13 protein-coding genes and 1 pseudogene are annotated in these 11,965 nt (G+C 40.4%); 2 read left to right on the top strand and 12 right to left on the bottom strand.

Annotated elements, in window-relative coordinates; all coding sequences use genetic code 11:
• Nucleotides 1-109: 109 nt before the first annotated feature.
• The 3 genes from ASG81_RS25130 to ASG81_RS25120 all read right to left on the bottom strand — a co-directional run bounded on the left by ASG81_RS25130 (nt 110) and on the right by ASG81_RS25120 (nt 1,996).
• Entirely contained in the window at nt 110-622 is a 513-nt protein-coding gene (locus ASG81_RS25130) for an NUDIX domain-containing protein (protein ID WP_056640941.1), read from the bottom strand.
• 20 nt (nt 623-642) lie between these two features.
• A complete protein-coding gene (locus ASG81_RS25125; RefSeq protein ID WP_028609023.1) occupies nt 643-1,116 on the bottom strand; it encodes an HIT family protein in 474 nt (157 codons plus the stop codon).
• A gap of 109 nt (nt 1,117-1,225) precedes the next feature.
• Nucleotides 1,226-1,996, bottom strand: a complete 771-nt coding sequence (locus ASG81_RS25120) for a hypothetical protein (RefSeq protein WP_056640938.1) — start codon at nt 1,994-1,996, stop codon at nt 1,226-1,228.
• A gap of 257 nt (nt 1,997-2,253) precedes the next feature.
• Here ASG81_RS25120 and ASG81_RS25115 point away from each other — a divergent pair, with 257 nt between their 5' ends.
• Both ASG81_RS25115 and ASG81_RS25110 read left to right on the top strand, forming a co-directional pair.
• Complete coding sequence (locus tag ASG81_RS25115; RefSeq protein ID WP_056640935.1) at nt 2,254-2,724, top strand: DinB family protein; 471 nt, start codon at nt 2,254-2,256, stop codon at nt 2,722-2,724.
• A 269-nt stretch (nt 2,725-2,993) separates the two neighbouring features.
• Nucleotides 2,994-3,986: a S41 family peptidase gene (locus ASG81_RS25110; protein WP_056640932.1), complete on the top strand. Its 993-nt coding sequence runs from the start codon at nt 2,994-2,996 to the stop codon at nt 3,984-3,986.
• Nucleotides 3,987-4,072: 86 nt separating this feature from the next.
• Here the strand turns inward: ASG81_RS25110 and ASG81_RS25105 are convergent, their stop codons facing one another.
• The 9 genes and pseudogenes from ASG81_RS25105 to ASG81_RS25065 all read right to left on the bottom strand — a co-directional run bounded on the left by ASG81_RS25105 (nt 4,073) and on the right by ASG81_RS25065 (nt 11,652).
• On the bottom strand, nt 4,073-4,618 hold the full coding sequence (locus tag ASG81_RS25105) for a GNAT family N-acetyltransferase (RefSeq protein ID WP_056640929.1): 546 nt from the start codon (nt 4,616-4,618) through the stop codon (nt 4,073-4,075).
• 190 nt (nt 4,619-4,808) lie between these two features.
• Complete coding sequence (locus ASG81_RS25100; RefSeq protein WP_056640926.1) at nt 4,809-5,621, bottom strand: aminoglycoside N(3)-acetyltransferase; 813 nt, start codon at nt 5,619-5,621, stop codon at nt 4,809-4,811.
• Nucleotides 5,622-5,625: 4 nt separating this feature from the next.
• Nucleotides 5,626-6,219: a CYTH domain-containing protein gene (locus ASG81_RS25095; protein ID WP_056640922.1), complete on the bottom strand. Its 594-nt coding sequence runs from the start codon at nt 6,217-6,219 to the stop codon at nt 5,626-5,628.
• A gap of 152 nt (nt 6,220-6,371) precedes the next feature.
• Nucleotides 6,372-7,151: a class I SAM-dependent methyltransferase gene (locus ASG81_RS25090; protein WP_056640919.1), complete on the bottom strand. Its 780-nt coding sequence runs from the start codon at nt 7,149-7,151 to the stop codon at nt 6,372-6,374.
• A 329-nt stretch (nt 7,152-7,480) separates the two neighbouring features.
• Nucleotides 7,481-8,200 (bottom strand): copper amine oxidase N-terminal domain-containing protein, encoded by a 720-nt coding sequence (locus tag ASG81_RS25085; protein ID WP_056640916.1) that lies wholly within the window; start codon nt 8,198-8,200, stop codon nt 7,481-7,483.
• Between the two features lie 188 nt (nt 8,201-8,388).
• Nucleotides 8,389-9,285 (bottom strand): serine/threonine protein kinase, encoded by an 897-nt coding sequence (locus ASG81_RS25080; protein WP_056640912.1) that lies wholly within the window; start codon nt 9,283-9,285, stop codon nt 8,389-8,391.
• 181 nt (nt 9,286-9,466) lie between these two features.
• Nucleotides 9,467-9,787: pseudogene (locus tag ASG81_RS25075) on the bottom strand (IS110 family transposase); the annotation flags it as partial.
• Nucleotides 9,788-9,908: 121 nt separating this feature from the next.
• Nucleotides 9,909-10,448 carry a hypothetical protein gene (locus ASG81_RS25070; protein WP_056640907.1) on the bottom strand — a complete coding sequence of 180 codons (540 nt, stop codon included), beginning with the start codon at nt 10,446-10,448 and terminating at the stop codon, nt 9,909-9,911.
• Nucleotides 10,449-10,842: 394 nt separating this feature from the next.
• Entirely contained in the window at nt 10,843-11,652 is an 810-nt protein-coding gene (locus ASG81_RS25065; protein ID WP_056640904.1) for a methyltransferase domain-containing protein, read from the bottom strand.
• Between the last annotated feature and the right edge of the window lie 313 nt (nt 11,653-11,965).

Here is an 11,965-nt window from a genome sequence, read left to right as displayed (position 1 = left end):
GGGATTTAAAGGGCTATGACCCGTTTCGTACTTCCATCGTACCGAGGCGCTCGTTTTTTTGCAAAGCGGAAATTTAACGCTCTACAGGAATGCTATCGTACCCGTTAGCTTAATGCGAAAACTTATTATTTTCCCAATCTTCTAGTAAAGCCCAAGTAATTTCAGGCTCACTCCCGACTGATTTCATAGTTCCTACATAAATCTCTGATGAATTTTTGTTCTCGGAAAAATGTTTAAAAATGTATTTTGTGGTCGCTGTCACATTCAATTCGTCAGCCAATTTTACATCGATCCACGACAGTTTACCTTCTTCACTTTCGCGCACAATCATGTGCTTTACATTTGAAAAGTATACATATTGGAGTCTTATCTCCGTTTCCTTAATCCGTAAAATTATATATTTGAGCTCTAATCCTGTCAGGTCAGCACTTGTCAGTCCCGTCTCTTCTTCAACTTCCCTCAAACACGCTTCTTTTGGGGTATTCATTTCATGCTGCTCTAGGTGCCCCCCAATTGGTACAACCATCCCCGAAACAAAACTATTATTTTTTGGCTTTTCCATTAATAACACTTTTTCTTCATGAAAGAGAAAAGCGACCGACATTTGCCTTAGGGTAATCATGTAATCTCCTCCAAATCCGATTAAACGTTTTCCCTTATCCAAGAACGTAACTTTTCAGCGTATAAGGGACGTTCATCTGGATCAGTATAAGAACCCTTCGTTAGATAAAGCTGATCGTTTTCATACCTTGGATAAACATGAAGATGGTAATGCCAAACGTCTTGATTGCCAGCAGGCTCATTATGTTGCCGCGTGGAAATCCCGTCACATCCATATGTGCTTTTCATGGCAAACGCTGTTAGTTGAGCTGCACGGTGTATTTCAGCGGCATACTCCACAGAGAGCTCGTATATGTTCTCAAAGTGTTTATTGGGAACAACAAGAACATGTCCTTTATTATTTTCCCACCATTTGCTCGCGATAAATGCTGTTACATATTCATTCTGGTAGATGATATCTCTTTGTTTTGTCCCCTTGTTTGGTCGCTCGATTCCCGAAACAACACGACAAAATGGACATTCGTACCCTTCAGGCTTATGTGAATATGCTTTCATCTTTCCATTCAATCCCTTCATATTTTTCCGCTAGATTATTAGACGTGAGTAACCTTAGGTTCGTTGCGTTAGCCGCGAAGCGAGCCCCTCCACTTAACTATATTTTTCATTAGCTTAGTGGCGAACCACTTAAAGATAGTTCAGGAAATCCTGCACGACTCCATAACCAAAGAGGTGTATGAACATCAATCGGTGCCAACCCACTACCCAGAAGCGCCTTTTCCCAAGCCTCAGCAACTGTTTGTCTATCATCTGCCGACCAATTTAATACATCTGAAGAACACAGTCCTAATTTTACGGTTGCTTGTAAAATGTGTGTATCAGGAGCTACTGTGATAAGTTCACGAGTTTTCCATTTAACCGCTGTATAAGACTCCAAAACATACAGCCAGTAATTAAAAATTTTAGGGCCTGAAAGATAAGGGAATTCAGATTTCCTCTTGATTTGCATGATGGTTTTTAAAGCTGCAATATCGAATTGAACTGAATCAATTAAACCAAATACATCTCCCCTTAAAGAAGATTCATTTATCCCATTAGAGACACTTTTCCAGATTTCCGGGTGACGATTGGGTTGCAGAGCAACACGGTGATATAGCAACGTACTTCGTAAATCTTCAATTTTGCCCTGAGAGACGGTTCTTGGGTCAAATATCCATCGTGTACTTTCATCGAGATAAGCTTGTGCAATCGACCGCCATAATGCATAAGAGTTTCTTTGGTAATTTAGAGACATCCCAAGAGTTAACACGTTCATTAATTCTTCTTCTGGAACAACGCCCAAGAGAACATCCTCAGGCATTACTTCACCACCAAGATGTCCTTCAGAATGCATTTGAATCAATAACTTTACGTTCTCTAGAAACTCTCCTGTGATCATTGCATACTTCCCCCATGTATAAATTCATATTTAATATTTTAACATGGGTTGCCCATTTCATGGGATTTATCATTAAAAGCTTACACATCTTACAATTACGCAAACCAGCCAATTAGTTCAGAAAAGGCAGCCGCTCAACCTGGCATGCCAGATCGTCCGCAGGCTCCGCGTGCAAGGGCGTTGGCTATCGCGCCCGTACGTGATACGATCAATGGGAAAGAGGTAAGAGATCAAGAGACGATGGAGGTCGAAACGTCATGCAAACGATTCGAAACTTGTTCGCGCACATGGATTGGGCGAACCGCCGACTGATCGAGACGCTGCGAGCCGCGCCGGCAGACGAAGTCATTAAGGCAGCGAAGTTGTTCCTGCACGTGCTTCAAGCCGAGAGCATCTGGCTGACCCGGCTGCGCGGCGAGAGCAGCGAGGGTCTCTCGATATGGGGGGATAATGCGGATCCAGCCGCCTGCGATGCGCTGATCGAGGCGAACGGAAACGGCTTCCGTGCTTGGCTCGACGCCCTGCCCGAAGATTGGCTAGACAAGCCGATCGCGTATCGAAGTCAGGCCGGAGTACCGTTCGAGACATTCGCGCGGGACATTTTGATACATGTCGCCCTGCACGGCCAGTATCACCGCGGCCAGATCAACGCCGCGCTCCGTGCGGGCGAGTTCGAGCCGGCCGCCGTAGATTACATCCTATTCGCGCGACTAGGTGGAAACGATTGATCTATCGCTGTACAGAGAAAATAAAATGAGACCGGGATTGTTGTTCCTTCGCTTACTTTTGAGTAAGCGATCAGCGACTCTCGAAAATAAGTTGTAGACTAATACTTTAATAGAATAGCCGCAGTCCCAGACAAGAAAATAAAAACCTAGACTGCGGCTGATTATTGAACTAACGTACCCGTTAGTTCAATAAAATAGTGGACAAAATTTACAGTTCCATCTACTCTTAAACTGATAATGAAACTCGATTTGTAGAGAGGATGTTCTTATTGGTCCATTCCGAACTGAGCAACGATTTAATTAAAGACACGATTGAATCTCTAGCAAAGCTGTTGGATGATTATTATGTTTTTCCAGAGACAGCAGTAAAAATTCGAGTTGATCTACTGGAAAAACTTTCTGAAGGTGAATATAGCGAAGCAGTTAATGGCCATGCCCTATCTGAAGTCATAACAAATCAAATGCAAAAAATTAGCAATGACCTCCATTTAAATTTATACTTTAGTGAAGATCTATTACCTTCCAAGTCCAATGATCATGGGGTCCATGAGTATAAGGAACTGCGTCTAAAACTTAATAACTACGGGTTTGAGAAAGTGGAGAGATTACCCGGAAATATCGGATATCTAGTATTAAATGAGTTTGCACCTCCTGAACTTGCAGGTGAAACAGCAGCAAACGCTATGAGTTTTGTGGGAGATACAAGTGGATTAATAGTAGATCTTAGAGATAATTCAGGTGGAACCTCTTCTATGGTCGCATTCATCTCCAGTTATCTGTTGGATAACACATCACCCGTGCATTTAAACGATCTTTATTGGCGCTATTATAATACCACACAATCTTTTTGGAGTTTACCTTTCGTTCCAGGAAAACGATTTGGTGGAAACAAGCCTATTTGCATATTGACCAGTAACATAACATGTTCGGCAGCTGAGGAGTTTGCCTATAGTTTACAGGCACTTGATAGAGCACAAATTATCGGAGAAAAAACCAAAGGGGGCGCAAATCCAGGAGGCATCCATCGAATTAACGACCATTTTAAGGCATTTATTCCGAATGGCCGGGCGATTAATCCGATTACAAAGGATAATTGGGAAGGCAAGGGCGTTATTCCCGATATAAAAGTCGCTAGTGAAAAGGCTTATGATATAGCCTATCAGACACTCCTTAATAAAGTTCTAGAAAGTTATTCAAAACATCCGCATAAGGGACAAGAGCAACTAATAGCAGAGATCAAAAACAAATTATCATTGCTTTAATCGTTTCACAGATCAAACAGCTGTCGTTACAATCCGGCAGCTGTTTGAGTTAATCTAATGTACCCGTTAGCGTAATAAGTTTATATCTATTTTTCATTCCATTCTTCCATAAGCATTCCATACACAACGAGGTCCACGAAATGGTCATATAACCATTCTGCTTTTCTAATACACCCTTCTTTTACAAAACCCAATCTTTCGGGAATACTCCTACTTTTCTTATTCTCCACAGCAGCTCTAATTTCCACCTTATTTAGATTTAATTCATTAAAAGCATAATCGGTTAATGTCTTAACTACCTTAGTCATGATTCCATTTCCTTGGAATTCTTCGCAGAGCCAATAGCCTATATATGCTGTTTTATTTGACCAATTTATCTGGTTATAGCCAGCAACTCCAACGATTTCCCCTTTATATAAAATAACCGTATTCATACTCTTATTTTCAGCAAAACCTTTTAAACAACCGTTTATAAACTCTATTGTATCTTCAATTTTTTTTGTATTATCCAGCCATGGAAGCCATTCTCGTAGGTAATCTCTTGAGTTATTTGTTAACTCAAATATCCGTTCCACATCCCTTAATTCTATCAGTTTTAAGGATAAATCCTCTTCAATTGCATGTATAAACATTCTTATACCCCCTAATGGTTTATTTGTATTTTAACACACCTTAATTTATAGAGATTATTGAATTTTTTTTAAAATTATCCTGCCCGTTACTTCAACGAACAACGACAGCCGATCGTGTGGCCGGCTGTCGTCATGTTGTGGTTGAACTATCGTACCCGTTAGCGTAAGACTCTTCTCTATTCTGACAGAATTATAGGTCTAATCTATTATGTATGAGCCAATGTCTTGCATGATCTACAGCCACTTTCATATTGAACAATCTACATTCAGCTTTTCCTACTTTTCCTTTTTGAACGTCACAATACATCTCCAAATGCTCCCCTATTTTGGGGAAATCCTCAGAATCATATTCAAAGTCTTTGAACCATTTCCAAATCCGCTCACCATTCTCAATCATAGCCGTTCCCATCATTTTCGTCGGCATATTCACTTTCATTGCCTCTGCAAGATGAAAACTTGTACATGAATCATACCCCACTCCCAGCAAAAGCACTTTTGCATTGAGAATGTACAACTTGCCCAGTGGTGAATCCATTCCGAATTGCGGTGTTAATTCATGATTGGAAACAATTTGCTCAGCATGCTTTCCATTGGCACAAAAAGATACTTGAGGATGTTGAGACCTTATGGTTTTTGGAAATGTTCTGAACAACTCAGCTATACGTCCCATTCCTCGAGTCGGTGTTGTAGCCGGATCAAATGCTGGTAACTCACTGTAAATGGTTTCGATCCAATCCTGTGGAACTGGCGGATTCATCCATTCAGCAGGATCGCTCCAGTCACCACTATGAGCAGGCATAATAAGTGTTCCCATGTCTCCAATTAATCTTAATAACGATTGAATAACTGCTTGTGGGCCTCCACAAACCCAACCAAGACTAGATAATGAGGAATGGACGAGGACAATATCACCTTCTTGAATCCCAAGGCTTGTTAAATCCTGAACCATTCTTTTCACTGTGACAGGTGAATTTGTAAGTTCAATAATAGCTTTTTCTCCCATTTAATTACTCTCCTGACGAAATATTTCTCAATACACCGGACCATGAAGCATTGATTGCACTGGATATAACGCTGGGATTGGCAACTAAATCCTCATTTGAGCCATGAATTTGATCCAAAAGATAATCTTCAAATAATTTTAGAAATTCCACCATCACAACCTCTTCCACAGTTTGATGGTTATGTGTTTCAACAACTTCAATTTCAAATATATCACCCACACCCAGCACCGAATCCATATGAAACCGTAGATTTCCTAACTCCCAAACCTCCCTATGCTTCTTAACCTCCACTGGCTCACCATAAAGAGACGTGAAAATTGAAGTTAATTTTTGATCTTGAACCTCATAAAAATCAAACTGAATATTTTCATCATTATCTTCTCGACAATAAACATAAACTAGACAACTCTTATCTTGTTCAGCTCTTACCTTAATACGTTTTGAATACGCACCAGTTAATGGATCATAAATCTTAAAAATATAGTCGGCTTGGTCCATCACGGTAATAAATTCTGCATGTATTTCTTTAAGAATACTGCGTACGCCTGGAATATCCTTGCAAAAATATTTTACTGCCCTCTGAAGAGACACCTTCATTTCCACACTGCTCCTTTACCTATAAAGCAACTCTTGGTCCCTGTTGGGTATTTGTCGGTAGCCTAATTTTGTTAATGAACTCTTGTTTTCCGTTAGCGTAATGAAGGCCGCCGATTATTAACGTCAGTAAACTTCACGTTTACGTGCAAAGTTTATCTTTTTTCCGCTACCACAAATGTATAATCCCCTAGTTCACTACTGTATCGGTCAAGGACTTCTTGGATCTGTCCGTTTTCAATATCGGCTTTTAGTCTTGTACAGCCAGCATCGATCTCTTCTTGAGATGCCGAACTTGCAAAGGTCGAAATGCCTGTGCGAACTTTCGGGTTTAAATACATGCTTGGATCATATTTTCCACTGTAAAGGAAAAAGTCACTTAGCGTTGGCTGGATCAAGAATGTTTCAATTCCCACGATTTTAAACCCAACCTTCTTTAGATTATCAACTACGTCCGAGACCTTTGGCATCTGATAGCACGAATCCATCATTGCTTGAGGAAAATATTCTTTTAACCAATACCGTTCCATTTGTTCTGGAGAGGAAGTAAAGATTACGAATCTCCCCTGACTCAGCACTCTGTGCACCTGCTCGAATGCTTTCAATAAATCTTTAAAATGGTGAATTGCTAAAATACATGTCGCCCCTGAAAACTCACCATCTTGGTACGACAAATGAAGTACATCCGCCTGGTCCCAGGTAACAATGTTTGATTTGTTGCGCGCTTTACTGAGCATTTCTTCCGATATGTCAGTACCCGTTATATTCAGACCTAGTTTTGATAAAGCAATGGTATAATTACCTGTCCCACAAGCGACATCAAGAATTCGGGAATCCTCAAAAACCTGAAAATGGTTCATTAATCGTCGCGTGATCTCCGAATCTGCTTTGCGTGATGTGTCATACTCTTTTCCAATTACATCGTATAATGGCACGTGAGAATCACACCTTCTCTGCGATTTTCAACAACATATATTTTACTATAAACTGGGATATTCCAACAGATCTTTTCGCAATGGCAACAAAGGTCACCGAATCGATCCGTAGCAACCTATGCGCTGCGTTTTTGATCAAAATATTATACGGAAGGAAGTTAGATCATTACGCTATCCTGCCAGTTAGCTTAATAAGTTAGTGCAATAAACAATTGGGTCACGAAATCATGGGAGTGCTACCCGTTAGTTGAGAAAACGGCAGCCATTATGTTGGCCGCCGTTTCTTATGTTCATTAAGCAATTGTACCCGTTAGCTTAATGTTTGAATTTTAGTGAGGGGGCATTATTTCTCCATGCTCATATTTGAGATCATCAACAATCCACCGATCCCCTTTCTTTATAAGGGAAGCATGGACTCTTGCAATAAAGTATTCAGCCAGATCGCCGTATTCAACAGACCAAGATATCTGTAGACTTGTGAAGCTCGTGTACTTCATACAACTCATATCTTCCTTAGTAAGTGGACGTGGAGACTGATTAAATCCTTTCCTCTCGATAATGGTATTGATTGCCTTGTCTGTAAAATACGGCTGTAGGTATTCTCGCTTTTGTTTGACGTTGGTTATACTGTTCGCTTTGGCGATTGCAGTATAAAGAATGTGCATGGCTTCATCTTTCGTTAGGGGAGCAAGTGAAACGCGCATGTGATCTGAGCCAGCAGAAAGACTGGCGGGATACCAATAAACTTGTTCAACTCCGAAAAACGTATCATTAACTCCTCGGAATTGAACATAAACCCGTCCATGGAATACTTTGACGAATGGTCCGTCGACCTTGGCTATTAGTTGTTTATCGTCCTTTGTCATTGTTGCGGTTTTCGTTTTGCCATCCCAAGACACTTGAGCTTTGATTTGATCAGCGGCATATCTCAAAGGAACAAAGATACGACCATCAACCATTTTACCTTGCACTTCAGCAGCGTAAGCACTGATGGTCGGGCTTAACATCAAAGCGGTTCCTATCAGTCCAGCTAAAATTTTCTTCCTCATGATCTTGTCTCCTATTCATCGTATAGCTATAGCATTAAGACGAGTTTCATGACGGAAGGTTGCAAAGAAGACGAATGTAATAAATGGACTATCTATAATACGGTTCACCGCGCTGTCTGTAACGGCAAGTTTTAGGGCCATCCTTTACAGGATGGCCCGTTACTGTGTACGAGATCTCTTAATGTGTTCTAAAAACCTTTTGCTTCATCCCAAAAAGATTTGAATGTGTTGACGTTTTCGTATCTCAATTCACGATCTTCAATAACTGCTCGTAAAGCTACTTCGTAGAGCAGCTTCCCTGCTTCCCATTTGGAGAATGAGTGATCCATTTCTCCACCCAACAAGCCAAATGCTATTGCACCCATTGTGAAAACGTTGGTCTTTGAGTCAATCGGGGCACCTAGTTCGAACTCTTCAGGCGCTTTTGATCTTTTTGCACCCCAGAAATTTTCCCCAATATCATTTACAGCGGGTGCTTTTCGGTAAAAATCTATGTCACATATTTTCGTTACATGGTTTGAAAAATCGTAAAGAATACTTCCGTCGTAGAAATCTACTGCAACATACCCTTTTGATTCAACGTAAGTATGAAAAGAAAAAATGGCATCTAGGGATTTCAATCGTTTTTCAATGGGCATATGTTTGTACTTGTAGAACGGTGAATCAGGGTGGGTGTGTTTTGGTGCTTCTGCAAAGGACCAATGCGAATGTAGACATTCACCTTCGAACCATTCAAAAATTGCTGCGTATCCGCTATCGGTACGGAAGTGATCAATCATTTGAATAAGGTGCGGATGATTTAAAGCTGGGTACAACGGAACTGCATCAGATAGCCGCGACACAGCATCTTGAGGATTTCCCGAAAATTCCAACGGCCTGGCTCCTGCATATTTAACGAATTTTTTCTTTCCATCCTTCTCAATTCCGAAACAGATATTACCTGAATCTTGTTGGTCAAATACACAGAACACTTTGCCAAGAGACCGCAACCATTCAAAATCGTGTTGTTCTTGAAGTTGAAAAGTAACATCATCGAAAGAAAAAACAACTGGAAAACCGCCTGTTTTAGTAGATAAATGATCCATACAATTCCCTCTTGTATTCTGGGGAATTACGTAGTTTACAGGGCTAGATATACGCTTTCCCCTTAATAAATTGCGCCCTACTTTTTATAATGTTTCTTTTCATAAGACAACGCCTCCTTTCAATAATCACGTTAATCTTACCACAATTCCCCAATCTGTAAAGGTGTTTAGACGATTGGTCATGTGGATTGACTAGAACAACTTCAAACTGACGATTTGAGAGCCACTTGGATAGGTTAAACCAGTAGTGTCCGGTGGGCTCCATGCCAACAATGGCTGCCGTAAAAGTGTGAGCGGTTTGCAGCAACTGGATCCACCGAAGAAGGCTGTTAAAACCCTCTTCATCGTTTGAGAAGGATAGAGGATTACCGACCACGATTCCTCGGAAATTAACAGCACGAGCGACATGCGTTTGCTGTGCGATGTCGATCCCAACGACTAGATGTTGAGCGGTAATTTTTTCAATGAGTTGATTTTGTCTCGCTTGCGTTTTAAAATTCATAGTAGAGCGTCCTCCTGGATGATGGAATTTTTAGGGCTATGACCCGTTGCGTACTTCCATCGTACCGAGGCGCTCGTTTTTTTGCAAAGCTGATAATTAACGCTCTACAGGAATGCTATCGTTAGTTGAATACCCACGCGGTTAATGGTTTATCATCCCAAACTTGTACTTCTATGTACCTTTCTGGTCCATTATCCCCCTGAGGATTCCATTTTTGTGGTAATCCGAATTCAGTTATAATCTGATAAATCTCACTCAATGTGTATACTTGACCTCGATACATCTTCTCATCTTGATATCTCATCGTTGGAAACAAATCTCCGTAAGTAAAGCTAATGGTATAAGGATCGAATTCTGTAAGTGGTATACGTAGATCTTTACCTTTCTCGAACCACTCCAAGAGCCACGGACATTCTCCAACAGTCATGTAATGAGGATAACTCCGAATAGGCTTTCCGCCCTTTGATATAAATAAATCTCTAGCCTTTAATTCGAGACCTCGTCGAATTGTGAGATAGTCCATGGATCTTTTACTCGCAAAACCTTTTTTCCGAAATCGAATTTCATCAAGAATTCTTTCCGCTTTTTCTGGTTCTTGATCGGATAAATTTAGAAAAGGTCCAGTTGATGCTTCAAAATAATGATATAGAAAATTTATCATAAAATAACCCCACAATACGTAACTTCAAGCCCCGATATAATCATAACACTTGAATGTACGTAATTGAACTATGTTGCCCGTTAGCCATCCATGTAACATAATCTGCGCTGCACCACAGATTATGAAAATAGTTTTATCGAGCCTTTTTCAAAAACGATTTTGCTGGGTTTAATTTTCTATTGTCTTTTTTCGGTCTTGAGCGGTTTTAATTTTCATAGGAGTTCAATGCTTATTGGGCTGGTACTACCCTGATAAAAGGAGGACTTCCTTTAAGGCTAACGGGTTTACTTGTAAGGTGTAAAATGGGGTTTGACAAAGTTTTTGGATATAATATTGACAATAATAGACTAAAAAAGACAGCCGTTTCAGCTGTCTTTTGACGTATAAATTGACATTAGTTATTTTTGAGACCTTCAACCGCTAATAAATACATCGTTTGAGACACAACAGCTTCATTAATCCATTCTCTATACTCCTTTTCAGCCGCGGCACGTTCGCTCTCTGTAATAAACCCATCTTTAACCATTTGAATTCCTCTGCTAGCAGCCACATCCGCCCAGATACTTATGCGTGAATTAAAGTCATTATCCGTTCGTTTCACTGTCTCATGTTGAGGGGTAATAATTATGTCGTTGATTCCAACCTTTTTAAACAAGTCTGGAAGGTGGTCAGCAATCGTATTATCCATTCCCGCGTCAGAACGCCATTTTAAAAATGCAGAATAAAATGATTTCATACTAGAAGGAGGTTCAGGTTCCCAAGATATCTTTTCATGGTTATAATCAAGAATCAAGACCATTCCACCAGATTTAGTTGAGGATTTGAAAACATTCAACGCTTCTAATGGATTAGATAACCATTGCAAAACTCGTGCAGAAGTAACTATATCAAATTCTTCTTTATAAGGAAGGTTAAAGATATCACCGATTTCAAATTCTAGTCCTGAAATATCACAGTATGTTTGTTTAGCTGTTTCAATAAGCGCTGGATTGCTATCAATACCTACAACACGCCCTGTTGGTCCAACGATTTCGGCAATTCCGCGAGTTATCGCTCCCGTACCACAACCAACATCAAGAACCGTCATTCCTTCTCTAAGCAGCTCCGCCAACCTTTTGTGAGAGGAGGATAATGTTCGAGAGTTTAAAACATTTGTTGCATTTCCTGAAAGTTCAGCTCTATTGCGTGCAACGTTAGATTCCATTCATAACCCTCCCTATTTTTGGATAACTTTCATAAGATAGCATCCATCATTAGTTGTGTCAATAATATGCTGCTCTTCCACTCTTGCTAAACCGCATTCAGAATATTGTTCCAAGCAACTGGTTCAGCAAGTTTAATAATCTCTTACTTCAGCTCCATCACCCCACTTATAACCATTCGCTCTTTAAATCTAACTATCCTGCCAGTTAGCGTAACGAAGGGCTACCACGCGGTCAATGTCATTTAGTTAAGGTGCAGGTCCAAATATCAAGAAAAAGAGCAGGTTATCGAAAAAGATAGCCCGCTCTTTTTTT

Origin of the sequence: Paenibacillus sp. Soil522 (assembly GCF_001428245.1) — a bacterium.
Taxonomy (GTDB): domain Bacteria; phylum Bacillota; class Bacilli; order Paenibacillales; family Paenibacillaceae; genus Pristimantibacillus.
Note: the sequence above shows the minus strand (reverse complement) of the source record. Positions and strands in the feature narration are given on the sequence as shown.